Source organism: Pseudomonas sp. Irchel 3H9 (assembly GCF_900187495.1).
Taxonomy (GTDB): Bacteria; Pseudomonadota; Gammaproteobacteria; order Pseudomonadales; family Pseudomonadaceae; genus Aquipseudomonas; species Aquipseudomonas sivasensis.
On sequence record NZ_FYDK01000003.1, the window covers coordinates 104,575 to 118,726 of the forward strand.

Here is a 14,152-nt window from a genome sequence, read left to right on the forward strand (position 1 = left end):
GGGCCGCGCATGTGGGGGATTTATGTGGGCAATGTGGAGACTGTGTGGAGATGCAGTTCTACGCGCACGCCGCCAGAGACGTTACCGATCTGCAATGCGCCGCCGTGAAGCTTCATCACTTCCTCGACAAAGTTGAGGCCCAGCCCCGTGCTTTTGCGTCCGCTGGCCGGGCGTGGCAGGGAATAAAAACGTTCGCTCAGGCGCGGCAACGCATAGTCGGGAATCGGTGCGGCCTGGTTGAACAGGCTCACCTGCACATCGTTATGGTGCGTCTGTGCAGCGAATGCCAACAGCCCGCCAGGGGGGGTGAAATCCAAGGCGTTCTCCAGCAGATTGCCCAGTGCCTGGCGAAGGAGGAAGGGCTCGCCGAACACCTTCACATCCGCCGCAATCGTCTGCTCCACTTGCAAGCCGGCGCCTTCGATCCGCGCACATTGGGCCTTGAGCACGTCGTCGACCAAGGCTGCCAGCGGGACACTCACCTGCTCTTCCAGGCCTTGGCGTTGTTCCACTTGCGCCAGGTTCAGCAAGCGCTCGATCAACTGCTGCAGGCGTGCGCTTTCACTGTCGATATTGCCGACAAAACGCTGCTGCTGCTCGCGGGTCATATCACCCTGCAACAGCTCTGCCGCGCCACGAATCGCCGCCAATGGGCTTTTCAATTCATGGGTCAGGGTGTGCACGTAATGCTCGACGTAGGCCTTGCCCTCCAGTTGCGTGCGCATGTGCTCAACGGCAGTGGATAACTGCTTCAACTCGCCGCCACGGTAGTGAGGCAACTCGGCGCGCCGGCCTTCGCTGACCGCCTCGGCATAGGCCGTCAGCCGTCGTAGCGCGACGCTCAACCACCACGACAACAGCGCGCCCAACAGCAGGCCCAGGATGACTAATCCGGCGCCGTACCACAGCAGGCGCCGCTCAGTGCGATCCACATAAGGCTGCAATGAACTGTTGGGCTTGGCCACGGTGACCACGCCGATGATCTGGCCGTTGTCGCGGATCGGTGCACCTACGTGCATCACTGATGAAGTGGCGTCATCCGGTTGGCTGCGGGTGGAGCGGGCGCCGTATTCGCCGCGCAGCGTCAGGTAAACATCGTTCCATTTGGAGTAGTCCTGGCCCACCGCTTCGCCTGTGGAGTCGAGCAACACGATGCCTTTGGCGTCGGTGACATAGATGCGGTGGTTGACCTGGTTTTTCGGCAGGCCCCATATGGTCGCGCCCGGCTGACGGTTCCCGTAGGCCTTGAGCAATTCCTGCCAGTGGCTTTGGCCGAGGGTGCGGTTTTTGACGTCATCGCGCAGGATCTCGGCCAACAGGTTGGCGGTGTCCACCAGGGTTTCCTCGGTGGACTGGCGCACGCCGGGACGGATTTCCTTCATCACCGTGCTGAGCACGAAGTAACCGGTGAGGCCGATAAACAGCGCGTACACCAGGAAAATCCGCAGCCCCAGGCGCATCAGCTGTTGCTCGGGCTGTAGCTGTAGCCCAGGCCGCGATGGGTCTGGATCGGTTCGGCGTCGGCCGCCACGCTACGCAGTTTGCTGCGCAGGCTTTTGATATGGCTGTCGATATTGCGCTCGTAGCCGGCATCCGCCGGTACGCCTACGGCATCCAGCAATTGCTCGCGGCTGAACACCCGCTCGGGTTGTTCAAGCAGGCTCTGCAGCAGGCGGAATTCATGGCGCGTGAGGCTCAGGGGCTGGCCCCGATAGGTGATCTGCATGCGTTCCAGGTCCACCTGGAACACCGCCGGTGCAACGCCGGGGCCGACCCGTTTGAGAATCGCCCTGACCCGCGCCGCCACTTCCCGTGGGCTGAACGGCTTGACCACATAATCATCGGCGCCGATTTCCAGCCCCACTACCCGGTCGATCTCAGCATCGCGCGCGCTGAGGAACATCACCGGCACTTCGGTGAAACGGCGCAATTGCTTGCAGGTTTCAAAACCGCTGATGTCGGGCAGGCCGATGTCGAGGATGATCAAGTCGGCGGGCGTCTGCCGCTGATGGGCCAATGCCTCCTGGCCGAGACTCAGCCAGGTGGTGGTAAAGCCCTCGCCTTGCAGGGCGAATATCAGCGTGTCGGCTATCGCCGCTTCGTCTTCGACAATCAGGATGTGGGGCATGGGTTCAAATCAGCAGTCCGGTTTGTCGGCAGTGTACCGACGAGCCGGGTTTACCGCTGCGCCAAATTCACGCAAGGCCTTGGCGCCGATCAGCAACGGATAATTGAAGCTGCTGCGGTCGGTCAGGTTGACCTCGACGGTCCGCTTGACGTTGCCCAGACACATTTCCAGGTCGATCACCGGGCGCTTGGCGACGCTGGCTTCGTCCTTGTCGTCGTCTTCGTCGGCGCGGCTCTTGATCTTGCTGATGCGCGAGACTTTGTGTTCGTAGACCTTATCGGAGGCGTCCTTGCCGCCGAGACGGAAGCGCACCCAGTCATCGCCATCACGGGTGAAGGTGTCGATGTCGCGGGCCGACAGCGAGGCGGTCAGCGCGCCGGTGTCCATCTTGGCCTTGAAGGTTTCGCCGATCTCCGGCAGTTGAATGTATTCGTAGCGACCGTAAAGGGTCGGTTCGGCTGCCATGACAGGCAGCGCAACGAGGGCAAGCAAGGCAAGGATAGATTTCACGTAGGTGGTTTCCTTGAATTAAGTAGGCGGATTCTAGACCGCAAAAGCGACCGTTAGTTAGTCAGCCCAACATACCCGGAACATTGTGAAACATTCGTCCGACGCTTTGCGATTTGGCCTCTAGACTCAGCTTGCTTATCATGATCCGCCCACAAGATCCCAAGAGTTGCTTATGCGCCGCCTGCTCACCGGCTGTTTGGTCACCCTGCTGCTGTTACTCAATACGCTGATCCTGATCGGCCCCTTGCTGGTGTTCGCCCTGCTCAAGCTGGTGGCACCGGGGCGCTACCGTGACTATGCGTCATGGGCGGTGATGTGGATCGCCGAGACCTGGGCCGAGATCGACAAACTGATCTTCGCCCGCTGCATCCCGACGCAATGGGACATTCGCGGCGGCGGCGACTTGCGCAGGGACACCTCCTACCTGGTCATCAGCAACCACCAGTCCTGGGTGGATATTCCGGCGCTGATCCAGGCGCTCAACCGGCGTACGCCGTTCTTTAAATTCTTCCTGAAAAAAGAACTGATCTGGGTGCCCTTCCTGGGCCTGGCCTGGTGGGCGCTGGATTACCCGTTCATGAAACGCTACACCAAGGCGTTCCTGGCCAAGCACCCCGAGCTGGCGGGCCAGGATTTGAAGATCACCAAACAAGCCTGTGAGCTGTTCAAGCGCCAGCCGGTGACGGTGGTCAATTACCTGGAAGGCACGCGGTTCAGCGAGACCAAACGCACGCAGCAGGACTCACCGTTCACCCAGTTGCTCAAACCCAAGGCAGGCGGTGTGGCGTTTGTGCTGGCAGCGATGGGGGAACAGCTGGACGCAATCCTCGACGTCACGGTGGTCTATCCGCAGCAGAAGATTCCGGGGTTCTGGGACTTGATCAGCGGCGCGGTGCCGAAGGTGATCATCGACATCCAGACCCGTGAGCTGGACCCGGCGTTGTGGCAGGGAGATTACGAAAACGATCCAGCATTTCGCCAGACCGTCCAGAACTGGGTCAACCAGCTCTGGAAGGAGAAAGACGCGCGCATCGAACAACTGCGCGCGCAGAGTATTTAGCTGCCGGTACCCCAGGCCTGGGCCAGTTTGCCCAGCACCGAACTGCTGGCGCCCTGGCCGCCCAGGTATTGCAGGATCACCGGAGCGAATTGGGCGATCATGCCGCTGTCCATGCCCAACGCGCTGAACGCGGTGTTGAGGTCGTTTGTGTTCTTCACGTTACCCAGCAAGCCGTCCAGGCCGCTGGTTTTGCTGCCACCGGTCTGGCCGAGCATCCCGCTCAAGGCCCCGAGGCTGCCCAATGCATTGTTGCCCGACAGCTGATCCAGGCCCGGCACACTGTTGCCCAGTTGCGAATAATCGTTGCCGCTCAGTTTGTTCTTGGCCAGGCCCAACATCGCGCCGGTGCCACCAACGGCTTGCTCGGGGGTGATATTGAGTTGCGAGGTCAGCGCGCTCAGCAAACCGGCCGTCTCGGACGACGGTGCGGCGGCAGCGGCTTTGTTGCTACCGCCCTGCATGCCGGAAATGGCATTGGCCGCATCACCAAGGCTGAAGCCCGCGGCGAGTACGGGGCCGGCCGCCAGAGTCATCAGGCAGGAAAGGGCGAAACCGCGTGAAATCTTCATTGAAACAACCTCTGGATATAGGTGCGAAAGCAGGCGTTTGACTGGGCATTCCGGGGGATTGTTCCCACACCCGCATCCGAATCGCCCTGCCCTACGTATAGGCTTCATACGCTGCCCGGAGCTGGATGGAATGAATGCCCAAGCTGAACTAACCTCTGCCTACCGTGCGCAGTCCCGTCGCCCTCAAACGAGAGCCTGGAGAAGCCCTATTACGCTCACTGATGCTGACACGTTGCGGCCCCTGCTGGCCCAATGCGCCTTGGGCAATCGCCAAGCGTTTGAAACGCTCTATCGCAGTGTTTCGCCGCGTCTGCACGGGGTCGCCATGGTGTTTATGGGACGCCAGGACCTGGCTGAAGAGGTGCTGCAGGAAGCCTTCGTACGCATCTGGTACAACGCCTCGCGCTACGAAGCCCACCTGGCGGCGCCGATGACCTGGATGATCAACATCACCCGCAACCTGGCCATCGACCAACTGCGTAAACGCCGCGAACAGCCTTTGGCCGACGGTCAACAGGACGCCTTGCTCGACGAAGGCCCCAGCGCCTACGAACGGCTCGACAGCGAACGCGAAGCCCGCGCGCTCAACCGCTGCCTCGACACCCTCGACGACATGCAGCGTCAATCGATCACTGTGGCTTACTTCCAGGGCCTGTCGTGCTCGGAGTTGGCCGAACACTTGGCCGCGCCGCTGGGCTCGGTCAAATCCTGGATTCGCCGCGGCATGGAGCGCCTGCGCAGGTGCCTTGAATCATGAACTACAAAACCACAGCCCTGCGCCGCGCCCTGGCAGCCGACTACGCCATCGGACTGATGCCCGCCACCGCCCGTCGGCGTTTTGATGCGCTGTTATTGGAAGACGCCGCGCTGCGCGTTGAACTGGGCCATTGGCAGGAAGCGCTTGCCAGCCTAACCGGCGCATTGCCCGAACGGCCGGTGCCCGAGCATGTGTGGGCGGGCATCAAGTCACGGATCGAGCCGCAGGTGCTGCACATGCCGGCCAAGAAACCGTTGTGGACGAACCTGCGACTGTGGGCGGCGGCGTTCGGGATTGTTATCGCAGTGCTGGTGGGCGTGTTGTACCAGCGCGACCTGGGTGTGGCGTACAACGCCACACTGGTCGCCGCCAACCAACAACCCGCGTTGCAGATCAAGGCCTTTGCCGACCACCTGCAAGTGGAACCCTTGTCACTGGCCGCCGTGACGTCGGCACAGGACCTGGAATTGTGGGCCATCAAGCCCGGAGGCAAACCGATCTCCCTGGGCCTGGTGCCCGCAGTGGGCAAAGGCCGAATCCAACTGAGCGAAGCGCAGCGAGCCTTGCTTACCGCACCGCTGACCTTGGCCGTGAGCCTGGAACCACACGGCGGCTCGCCCACCGGGCAACCCACCGGACCGGTGCTGTATCAGGGCCAATTGGCATCACTTTGACCTGCAAGGGGGCCAGGAACCCATCGCGCAAACCAGAGTCCATGACAGCACTGAAAGCCCTGTCAGGAACAACGTTATGAGCGCGACACGCCCCACAATCATTGAGCCAAAGCCGCCTTTCTGGAGCCGTCCACGCCTGTTTATCGGCGTCTGCGTGGCCGTGATCGCCGGCCTCGGCGGCGCGTTCTACACTCAGGACAACGTCAAGTCCGCCGCCACCCTGATCACCACCACCCAACAGCCGGCGGCGCAGGTCATGGCGCACAAGGATTACCTGGAAGTGCAACCCATCGCCATCACCGCACCCGCGCCGGACCAGAGCCTGGAACTGTGGGCGATACCCGACGGCGGCAAGCCCGTGTCACTTGGACTGATACCGGAGGATGGCGAAGGCATCATCGGCTTGAACCCGAGGCAGCAGGCCTCGATCAGCAAACCGGTGGAATTGATGGTGAGTGCGGAGAGCAAAGGCGGCTCAGTGAGCAAGCAACCGACGGGGCCGACGGTCTATGAGGGGGCTTTGGCCAACCGCTGATGTTCCAAACACCACAACCCACTGTGGGAGGGGGCTTGCTCCCGATGGCGTTGAGTCAGCCAGTAAATAGGTAACTGACTGAACGCTATCGGGAGCAAGCCCCCTCCCACATTTGGGTTTTCGTATGCCTGGGATTTACGCCGCACTAAACAACTTATGCGGATCAATCACAAACTTCTTCGGCACGCCCGCATCGAACTCGCCATACCCACGTGGTGCGTCATCCAGGCTGATCACCTGCACACCGACGATTTCGGCAATGTTGATACGGTCCCACATGATCGCCTGCATCAGTTGGCGGTTGTACTTCATCACTGGCGTCTGGCCAGTGTGGAAGCTGTGGGATTTGGCCCAGCCCAGGCCGAAGCGGATGCTCAGGCTGCCCATTTTCGCGGCGGCATCCACAGCACCTGGATCTTCGGTGACGTACAGGCCGGGGATACCGATCTTGCCCGCCACGCGCACCACGCCCATCAGTGAGTTGAGCACCGTGGCCGGGGCTTCGGCCTTGACGCCGTCGTGACCGTGACCGCGTGCTTCAAAGCCTACGCAGTCAACCGCGCAGTCCACTTCGGGCTCGCCGAGGAGCGCGGCGATTTGTTCGTGCAATGGGGTGTCGGTGGAGAGGTCGACGATTTCAAAACCCTGGGCCTTGGCGTGGGCCAGGCGGATGGAGTTGACGTCGCCGATGATCACCACCGCCGCGCCCAACAGGCGTGCAGACGCAGCAGCTGCCAGGCCGACGGGACCGGCGCCGGCGATGTAGACGGTGCTGCCAGGGCCAACGCCAGCAGTCACCGCGCCGTGGTAGCCGGTGGGGAGAATGTCGGAGAGGCAGGTCAGGTCACGGATTTTCTCCATGGCCTTGTCACGGTCGGGCAGTTTGAGCAGGTTGAAGTCGGCGTACGGCACCAGCACGTACTCGGCCTGACCACCGGTCCAGTCGCCCATATCGACGTAGCCATAAGCACCACCGGCACGGGCCGGGTTGACGGTCAGGCACACGCCGGTGTGCTGTTCTTTGCAGGAGCGGCAGCGGCCGCAGGCGACGTTGAAGGGGACGGAAACCAGGTCGCCGATCTTCAGGTTTTCGACGTCGCTGCCCTTCTCGATCACTTCACCGGTGATCTCGTGACCGAGCACCAGGCCGGTCTGGGCGGTGGTGCGGCCGCGCACCATGTGTTGGTCGGAGCCGCAGATGTTGGTGGAGACCACGCGCAGGATGACGCCGTGTTCAATCTTCCTGCCACGGGGGTCCTGCATTTTGGGATAGTCGATTTTCTGTACTTCGACCTTGCCGTTGCCGAGATACACGACACCACGATTACCAGACATGCTTTCACCTCGCTGTTGTTTTTATGGAACTGCGTTGCCCGTTGGGTGGGCAGCGCGTTTAAGTGCTCGGGTACAGATGCTGTTATTGCGTTGTTTGTGAGGGCCTCATCGGGGGCAAGCCCCCTCCCACAGTTGACCGAGTTCTACCTTTGGCATGCGGTCGAATGTGGGAGGGGGCTTGCTCCCGATGGCGGCAGTCAGAGCACCACCGTCCGATTGGCATTCAAGAACACCCGCCGCTCAATGTGATACCCCACCGCCCGCGCCAATGTCAGCCCTTCGATGTCCCGCCCCTTGGCAATCAAATCCTCGGGATAGTGGCTGTGATCCACCACCTCCACGCCTTGGGCGATGATCGGACCTTCGTCCAGATCGTTGTTGATGTAATGCGCCGTAGCGCCGACGAGTTTCACGCCCTTGTTGTACGCCTGGTGATAAGGCTTGGCACCCTTGAACCCCGGCAGCAACGAGTGGTGGATATTGATGGCCTTGCCGTCCAGCTTGCGGCACAGCTCCGGCGACAGCACTTGCATGTAGCGCGCAAGGATCACCAATTCGGCGCCCGTCTCTTCAATCACCTGCCACACCTGACGCTCCTGGGACGGTTTGTCGTTGGGGTCGAGGGGGAAATGGTAGTAGGGAATTTGATGCCAGTCGGCCAAAGGTTTGAGATCGGGATGGTTGGACACCACTGCGACCACATCCATGGACAGCTGACCGATACGCTGGCGGTACAGCAGGTCGTTAAGGCAGTGATCGGCCTTGGAGACCATGATCACCACTTTTGGCCGGTAGTTCGGCGCCGTCAGCTCGAAGATCATGCCAAAGGCTTCACCGCGCGTGGCCAGGCCATCGCGGAAAGCCTGCTCGTCGAAGCCATCCGGCTGGCGGAATTCGACGCGAATAAAAAACCGACCCGAGAGACGGTCATCGAACGAATGGTGCTCGGTGACGTAGCAGCCCTGTTCGAACAGATAGCGGGTGACCGCGTCCACCGTGCCGAGCACGCTGGGGCAGTCGGCGGTCAAAATCCATGTATCGGGTGCGCGGCTCATACTGGAATCCTCAGGCCCTTGTGGCGAGGGGGCTTGTCCCCCGTTGAGCTGCGAAGCAGCTCCAAAACCCGCCACTCGGTTATTGCAGAAAAAATGAGCTGATCTTAGTGGGACCGCTGCGCGCTCCAACGGGGAGCAAGCCCCCTCGCCACAAGAGCGCCCACTCGATCAGGCTTGAACGCTCAGGCCGAATTCGGCCGAGGCGTCCTGCAGCCACAACCACCAGTAATCCGAGAAGCTGCGACGAATCACCAGTTCCCAGGTGTCTTCAGCCGTGTGGCGGATCACCAATTGCGACTTGGCGAACACCGTGCCCACTGCCTTGCCCACCGGGAAGTTGTTGGGGTGCACGTCGTAGCTGGTGGATTTCATCAGCACATCACGCACGTTCGGGCCGCTCAGTTCGAGGATCTGCTGACCGCCGCTGACGTTGACGACCTGGATATGCAAATCACCCAGAGCGGCGCGCAGGTTTTGTTCGGCGGCGAATTCCTCACCGCTTGGCACGATCAGCAACCACTCATCCGGGCCGAGCCATTGCAGGCTGGTTTCGCCTTTGACGATGACCTGCAGGGCGCCGGGCAGTTCGATGCCCAGGGCCTTGTGTACGCCGGCGGCGAAGGCTGCGTCATGGCCGTCACCACGAAGGGTCAGATGACCGAGGAGTTTCTTTTCACGCACGGTCACGCCGGCGTTCTTGCGGCCCTTACCGACCAGGCTGGCGAGGTCGGCATGGTGCAGCGACGACTCGGCCTTGGCGCCGGAGGTGGGGCGTTGTTGGTAAACATTGGCTGCTGTCATAAAGCACCTATCTGAATTCTGGGGTGACTGTTCTGGCCTCATCGGGGGCAAGCCCCCTCCCACATTTGAAAGTATTCACCCATCAAAATGTGGGAGGAGGCTTGCTCCCGATGGCCGCGCCGCGGTCTATCAGATGTTCTGCCGATCACCCTTAGGATCAAAGAACACCGAAGACACAATCTCCGCCTCGATCACGCTGCCATCCGCCTGGGGTGAGAACACCCGCTCGCCGATGCGCTTCAAGCCGCCCTTCACCACGCCCATGGCAAACGAATAGCCCAGGGAGTTATGCGCATAACTTGAGGTGACGTGGCCGACCATCTTCATCGGGATCGACTGCTTCGGATCGAACACCAGTTGCGCGCCTTCCGGCAGCCACACAGTCGGGTCGATCGGCTTCAAGCCCACCAGTTGCTTACGCTCTTCGCGCACGCAGTCTTCACGGTTCATCCCACGCCAGCCGATCCACGAGAACGGTTTGGTGCGGCCAACGCACCAGCCCATGTTCAGGTCGTCCGGGGTCATCGAGCCGTCGGTGTCCTGGCCGACGATGATGAAGCCCTTCTCGGCTCGCAGTACGTGCATGGTTTCGGTGCCGTACGGGGTCAGGTTGTATTTCTTGCCGGCCTCGACGATCTGTTCCAGCACGCCCATGGCGTAGTCGGCCTGCACGTTGACTTCGTACGACAGCTCACCGGTAAACGAGATACGGAACACCCGCGCCGGCACACCGCCCACCAGGCCTTCTTTCCAAGTCATGAACGGGAAACCGTCCTTGTCCAGGTCGATGTCGGTGACTTCGGCCAGCAGCTTGCGGCTGTTAGGACCGGACAGGGTCATGGTCGCCCAATGGTCGGTGACCGAGGTGAAGTACACCTTGAGGTCCGGCCATTCGGTCTGTTGGTAGATTTCCAGCCACTGCAGCACACGGGCGGCGCCGCCGGTGGTGGTGGTCATCAGGAAGTGGTTGTCGGCGAGACAGGCGGTGACGCCGTCATCGAAGACCATGCCATCTTCCTTGCACATCAGGCCGTAACGCGCCTTGCCCACATCGAGCTTGGTCCAGGCGTTGCTGTAGATGCGGTTGAGGAACTCGCGCGCATCCGGGCCCTGGATGTCGATCTTGCCGAGGGTGGACGCATCCAGCAGGCCGACGCTGTCGCGCACGGCCAGGCATTCGCGTTTCACGGCGGCGTGCAGGTCTTCACCGTTGCGCGGGAAGTACCACGGGCGTTTCCACTGACCGACGTCTTCAAACTCGGCGCCGTTTTTCACGTGCCAGGCTTGCAGCGCGGTGTAGCGCACGGGTTCGAAGATGTGCCCACAGTGCCGGCCCGCTACCGCGCCGAAGGTCACCGGCGTGTAGTTGGGGCGGAACATGGTGGTGCCCATCTGCGGGATGGTCACGTTCAGCGAGCGCGCGGCAATCGCCAGGCCGTTGACGTTGCCGAGCTTGCCCTGGTCGGTGCCGAAGCCCAACGCGGTGTAGCGTTTGACGTGTTCCACCGACTCGAAACCTTCGCGGGTGGCGAGTTCGATGGCGGCGGCGGTGACGTCGTTCTGCAGGTCGACAAATTGCTTCGGCGCCCGTGCGGTAGCTTTCTCGTGAGGCACTTGGAACAGCGCCAGGGTTGGCTCTTCCAGACGGCTCAAGGCTTTTGGCAGCGTACCTTCCACCGGGGCAAAACCGGCTTCGCTGGCCGCGCGTACGCCGCCTTCAAAACCATCCGCCAGGGAATCGCCAAGGCCGTAGACGCCGTTGATGCCACCGACGCACACACGTTTCTGCGGTGCTTCGCCCGGTACAAAACCGAGGATGTCTTCGCGCCAGGTCGGCTTTCCACCCAGGTGCGAGGCCAAGTGGACCACCGGGCTGTAGCCGCCGGAGCTGGCCACCAGGTCGCAGTCCAGCCACTCGCCGGGGCTGGTGACTTTATGCGCCTTGACGTCGATCGCGGCGATACGCGCAGCGGTCACGCGCTTGGTGCCACGAGCCTCGATCACGGCGCTGCCGGTGAGGATACGAATACCTTTGGCGCGAGCTTCTTCAACCAGCGCGCCGCGTGGGTTGTGGCGCACATCAGCCACCGCCACCACTTGCAGACCGGCATCGAGCCAGTCCAGCGCAACGCGGTAAGCGTGGTCGTTGTTGGTCGACAGCACCAGCTTTTTACCCGGCGCTACGCCATAGCGACGCACGTAGGTGGACACTGCACCCGCGAGCATATTGCCCGGCACGTCGTTGTTGCCGTACACCAGCGGACGCTCGCAAGCACCGGTCGCCAGGACCACACGCTTGGCACGCACGCGGTGGATGCGCTGGCGCACCACACCAATCGGCGCACGGTCACCCAAGTGATCGGTGAGGCGCTCGTGAATGGTCAGGAAGTTATGGTCGTGGTAACCGTTGACGGTGGCGCGGGGCAGCAGCACCACGTCCGGCAGGGATTTCAGTTCGGCGATGACACTCGCGACCCATTCAGTGGCCGGCTTGCCGTCGAGGCTTTCGCGGGAATCGAGCAGCGAACCGCCGAACTCTTCCTGCTCATCGGCGATGATCACGCGGGCACCGCTGCGCGCAGCAGCCAGTGCAGCAGCGAGGCCGGCGGGGCCTGCGCCGACCACCAGCACGTCGCAGTGACGGTTGAAGTTGTCGTAGGTGTCCGGGTCGTTCTCGGTCGGCGAGCGACCCAGCCCTGCGGCCTTACGGATGTACTTCTCGTAGGTCATCCAGAACGATTGCGGGTACATGAAGGTTTTGTAGTAGAAACCCGGCGGCATCAGCTTGCCGCCGACCTTGCCGAGAATGCCCATCATGTCGTTGTTGACGCTCGGCCAGCCGTTGGTGCTGGTGGCGACCAGGCCTTGGTACAGCGCCTGTTGCGTGGCGCGCACGTTAGGGATTTGCGTGGCTTCGGTGGCGCCGATCTGCAGCACCGCGTTTGGCTCTTCAGCGCCGGCAGCAAAGATGCCCCGTGGACGCGAGTACTTGAAGCTGCGGCCAATGATGTCGACGCCGTTGGCCAGCAATGCAGCGGCCAGGGTATCGCCTTCAAAGCCTTTGTAGCTCTGGCCGTTGAAGCTGAAGGTCAGGACTTTATTCCGGTCGATCCGGCCACCGTTGGACAGGCGATTGATCTGGCTCATACCTTCTCTCCAGAGGCCTTGGCGGTGAATTGCGGCTTCTCACCGATCTTGTAGGTTTCAAGAATTTCGTAGGTCACGGTGTCGCGGGTCACGTTGAAATATTGGCGGCAACCGGCGGCATGGATCCACAGTTCGTGATGCAGGCCGCGCGGGTTGTCGCGGAAGAACATGTAGTCGCCCCACTGCTCGTCGGTGCAGGCATTCGGGTCCAGCGGGCGCGGGATGTGCGCTTGGCCGGACGCGTGGAATTCCTCTTCGGAGCGCAGTTCGCCACAGTGAGGACAGAAGATATGCAACATAGGAAATTTCTCCTGTTAGTGGGCGACGGCCGCAGCGCCGTGTTCGTCGATCAACGCACCGTTGTGGAAACGGTCGATGGAGAAAGGTGCAGCCAATGGGTGCATTTCACCCTTGGCGAGACTCGCGGCAAACACGTTGCCTGAGCCCGGCGTAGCCTTGAAGCCACCGGTGCCCCAACCGCAGTTGAAGAACATGTTCGGCACTGGGGTCTTGGAGATGATCGGGCAGGCGTCCGGCGTGGTGTCGACGATGCCGCCCCACTGACGGTTCATGCGCACGCGCGACAGCACCGGGAACATCTCGACAATGGCCTGGATGGTGTGTTCGATCACCGGGTACGAGCCGCGCTGGCCGTAGCCGTTGTAGCCGTCGATACCGGCGCCGATCACCAGGTCGCCCTTGTCGGACTGGCTGATGTAACCGTGCACGGCGTTGGACATGATCACGCTGTCGATAATCGGCTTGATCGGCTCCGACACCAACGCTTGCAGCGGGTGGGATTCGATCGGCAGGCGGAAACCGGCGAGCGAAGCCATGTGGCCGGAGTTACCCGCCGTCACCACACCGACGCGCTTGGCGCCGATAAAACCCTTGTTGGTTTCCACACCGATGCACACGCCGTTTTCCTTGCGGAAACCGATCACTTCGGTCTGCTGGATCAGGTCCACGCCGAGTGCGTCAGCGGCGCGGGCAAAGCCCCAGGCCACGGCATCGTGACGGGCAACGCCGCCGCGACGTTGTACGGTGGCGCCAAGCACCGGGTAGCGGGTGTTCTTGGAGCAATCCAGGTACGGGATCTCGTCGGCCACTTGCTTGGCATTGAGCAGTTCGCCGTCCACGCCGTTGAGGCGGTTGGCGCTCACACGCCGCTCGGAATCACGGATGTCCTGCAGGGTGTGGCACAGGTTGTACACGCCACGCTGAGAGAACATCACGTTGTAGTTCAGGTCCTGGGACAGGCCTTCCCACAGTTTCATCGCGTGTTCGTACAGGTGCGCCGACTCATCCCACAGGTAGTTGGAACGCACGATGGTGGTGTTGCGCGCGGTGTTACCGCCGCCCAACCAACCTTTCTCGACCACGGCCACGTTGGTGATGCCGTGTTCTTTGGCCAGGTAGTAAGCCGTCGCCAGACCATGCCCGCCGCCGCCGACGATAACCACGTCGTAGACCTTCTTAGGGGTCGGCGTGCGCCACATCTTCTGCCAGTTTTCGTGGTGGCTGAGGGAGTGCTTGAAGAGGCCGAAGCCCGAGTAGCGTTGCATAGTCATTACTCCAAAA

The 14,152-nt window shown here is 61.7% G+C and carries 14 protein-coding genes; 4 read left to right on the forward strand and 10 right to left on the reverse strand.

Annotated elements, in window-relative coordinates; translation table 11 throughout:
- Positions 1 to 20: 20 nt before the first annotated feature.
- From creC to CKW32_RS12220, 3 genes are read right to left on the reverse strand one after another with little or no spacing between them, the layout of a single operon-like run.
- A complete protein-coding gene (creC, locus tag CKW32_RS12210) occupies positions 21 to 1,460 on the reverse strand; it encodes a two-component system sensor histidine kinase CreC (RefSeq protein ID WP_095185070.1) in 1,440 nt (479 codons plus the stop codon).
- Positions 1,460 to 2,128: a two-component system response regulator CreB gene (gene creB, locus CKW32_RS12215; protein ID WP_032883959.1), complete on the reverse strand. Its 669-nt coding sequence runs from the start codon at positions 2,126 to 2,128 to the stop codon at positions 1,460 to 1,462. The genes creC and creB overlap by 1 nt, the downstream gene beginning before the upstream one ends.
- Positions 2,129 to 2,137: 9 nt before the next feature.
- Positions 2,138 to 2,638 carry an ATP-dependent zinc protease gene (locus tag CKW32_RS12220; protein ID WP_032883961.1) on the reverse strand — a complete coding sequence of 167 codons (501 nt, stop codon included), beginning with the start codon at positions 2,636 to 2,638 and terminating at the stop codon, positions 2,138 to 2,140.
- A 172-nt stretch (positions 2,639 to 2,810) separates the two neighbouring features.
- Here CKW32_RS12220 and CKW32_RS12225 point away from each other — a divergent pair, with 172 nt between their 5' ends.
- Positions 2,811 to 3,698, forward strand: coding sequence for an acyltransferase (locus CKW32_RS12225; RefSeq protein ID WP_095185071.1), 888 nt, complete (start codon positions 2,811 to 2,813; stop codon positions 3,696 to 3,698).
- Here CKW32_RS12225 and CKW32_RS12230 read toward each other — a convergent pair.
- On the reverse strand, positions 3,695 to 4,267 hold the full coding sequence (locus CKW32_RS12230) for a DUF2780 domain-containing protein (protein ID WP_095185072.1): 573 nt from the start codon (positions 4,265 to 4,267) through the stop codon (positions 3,695 to 3,697). The two genes, CKW32_RS12225 and CKW32_RS12230, sit on opposite strands and share 4 nt — an antisense overlap.
- Before the next feature lie 130 nt (positions 4,268 to 4,397).
- Here CKW32_RS12230 and CKW32_RS12235 point away from each other — a divergent pair, with 130 nt between their 5' ends.
- From CKW32_RS12235 to CKW32_RS12245, 3 genes are all read left to right on the forward strand, one after another.
- Positions 4,398 to 5,024, forward strand: a complete 627-nt coding sequence (locus CKW32_RS12235; protein ID WP_095185073.1) for a sigma-70 family RNA polymerase sigma factor — start codon at positions 4,398 to 4,400, stop codon at positions 5,022 to 5,024.
- On the forward strand, positions 5,021 to 5,698 hold the full coding sequence (locus tag CKW32_RS12240; RefSeq protein ID WP_095185074.1) for an anti-sigma factor domain-containing protein: 678 nt from the start codon (positions 5,021 to 5,023) through the stop codon (positions 5,696 to 5,698). The genes CKW32_RS12235 and CKW32_RS12240 overlap by 4 nt, the downstream gene beginning before the upstream one ends.
- A gap of 76 nt (positions 5,699 to 5,774) precedes the next feature.
- Positions 5,775 to 6,233, forward strand: a complete 459-nt coding sequence (locus tag CKW32_RS12245; protein WP_095185075.1) for an anti-sigma factor domain-containing protein — start codon at positions 5,775 to 5,777, stop codon at positions 6,231 to 6,233.
- 135 nt (positions 6,234 to 6,368) lie between these two features.
- Here the strand turns inward: CKW32_RS12245 and fdhA are convergent, their stop codons facing one another.
- From fdhA to CKW32_RS12275, 6 genes are all read right to left on the reverse strand, one after another.
- Positions 6,369 to 7,568 (reverse strand): formaldehyde dehydrogenase, glutathione-independent, encoded by a 1,200-nt coding sequence (gene fdhA, locus CKW32_RS12250; protein ID WP_005792122.1) that lies wholly within the window; start codon positions 7,566 to 7,568, stop codon positions 6,369 to 6,371.
- Between the two features lie 197 nt (positions 7,569 to 7,765).
- Positions 7,766 to 8,623, reverse strand: a complete 858-nt coding sequence (purU, locus tag CKW32_RS12255) for a formyltetrahydrofolate deformylase (RefSeq protein ID WP_032883972.1) — start codon at positions 8,621 to 8,623, stop codon at positions 7,766 to 7,768.
- A gap of 168 nt (positions 8,624 to 8,791) precedes the next feature.
- Positions 8,792 to 9,424 carry a sarcosine oxidase subunit gamma gene (locus CKW32_RS12260; protein WP_032883974.1) on the reverse strand — a complete coding sequence of 211 codons (633 nt, stop codon included), beginning with the start codon at positions 9,422 to 9,424 and terminating at the stop codon, positions 8,792 to 8,794.
- A 129-nt stretch (positions 9,425 to 9,553) separates the two neighbouring features.
- Positions 9,554 to 12,571 carry a sarcosine oxidase subunit alpha gene (locus CKW32_RS12265; RefSeq protein WP_095185076.1) on the reverse strand — a complete coding sequence of 1,006 codons (3,018 nt, stop codon included), beginning with the start codon at positions 12,569 to 12,571 and terminating at the stop codon, positions 9,554 to 9,556.
- Positions 12,568 to 12,870: a sarcosine oxidase subunit delta gene (locus CKW32_RS12270; RefSeq protein ID WP_095185077.1), complete on the reverse strand. Its 303-nt coding sequence runs from the start codon at positions 12,868 to 12,870 to the stop codon at positions 12,568 to 12,570. Before CKW32_RS12270 ends, CKW32_RS12265 begins: the two co-directional genes overlap by 4 nt.
- 15 nt (positions 12,871 to 12,885) lie before the next feature.
- Positions 12,886 to 14,136 (reverse strand): sarcosine oxidase subunit beta, encoded by a 1,251-nt coding sequence (locus CKW32_RS12275; RefSeq protein WP_010207084.1) that lies wholly within the window; start codon positions 14,134 to 14,136, stop codon positions 12,886 to 12,888.
- Between the last annotated feature and the right edge of the window lie 16 nt (positions 14,137 to 14,152).

Bases quoted from the DNA above. Each gene is read 5' to 3' on its own strand.
- CKW32_RS12245 (WP_095185075.1), top strand. From the start codon at position 5,775: ATGAGCGCGACACGCCCCACAATCATTGAGCCAAAGCCGCCTTTCTGG.
- CKW32_RS12270 (WP_095185077.1), bottom strand. From the start codon at position 12,870: ATGTTGCATATCTTCTGTCCTCACTGTGGCGAACTGCGCTCCGAAGAG.
- creB (WP_032883959.1), bottom strand. From the start codon at position 2,128: ATGCCCCACATCCTGATTGTCGAAGACGAAGCGGCGATAGCCGACACG.
- fdhA (WP_005792122.1), bottom strand. From the start codon at position 7,568: ATGTCTGGTAATCGTGGTGTCGTGTATCTCGGCAACGGCAAGGTCGAA.
- CKW32_RS12225 (WP_095185071.1), top strand. From the start codon at position 2,811: ATGCGCCGCCTGCTCACCGGCTGTTTGGTCACCCTGCTGCTGTTACTC.
- CKW32_RS12240 (WP_095185074.1), top strand. From the start codon at position 5,021: ATGAACTACAAAACCACAGCCCTGCGCCGCGCCCTGGCAGCCGACTAC.
- CKW32_RS12275 (WP_010207084.1), bottom strand. From the start codon at position 14,136: ATGCAACGCTACTCGGGCTTCGGCCTCTTCAAGCACTCCCTCAGCCAC.
- creC (WP_095185070.1), bottom strand. From the start codon at position 1,460: ATGCGCCTGGGGCTGCGGATTTTCCTGGTGTACGCGCTGTTTATCGGC.
- CKW32_RS12260 (WP_032883974.1), bottom strand. From the start codon at position 9,424: ATGACAGCAGCCAATGTTTACCAACAACGCCCCACCTCCGGCGCCAAG.
- CKW32_RS12230 (WP_095185072.1), bottom strand. From the start codon at position 4,267: ATGAAGATTTCACGCGGTTTCGCCCTTTCCTGCCTGATGACTCTGGCG.
- purU (WP_032883972.1), bottom strand. From the start codon at position 8,623: ATGAGCCGCGCACCCGATACATGGATTTTGACCGCCGACTGCCCCAGC.
- CKW32_RS12235 (WP_095185073.1), top strand. From the start codon at position 4,398: ATGAATGCCCAAGCTGAACTAACCTCTGCCTACCGTGCGCAGTCCCGT.
- CKW32_RS12265 (WP_095185076.1), bottom strand. From the start codon at position 12,571: ATGAGCCAGATCAATCGCCTGTCCAACGGTGGCCGGATCGACCGGAAT.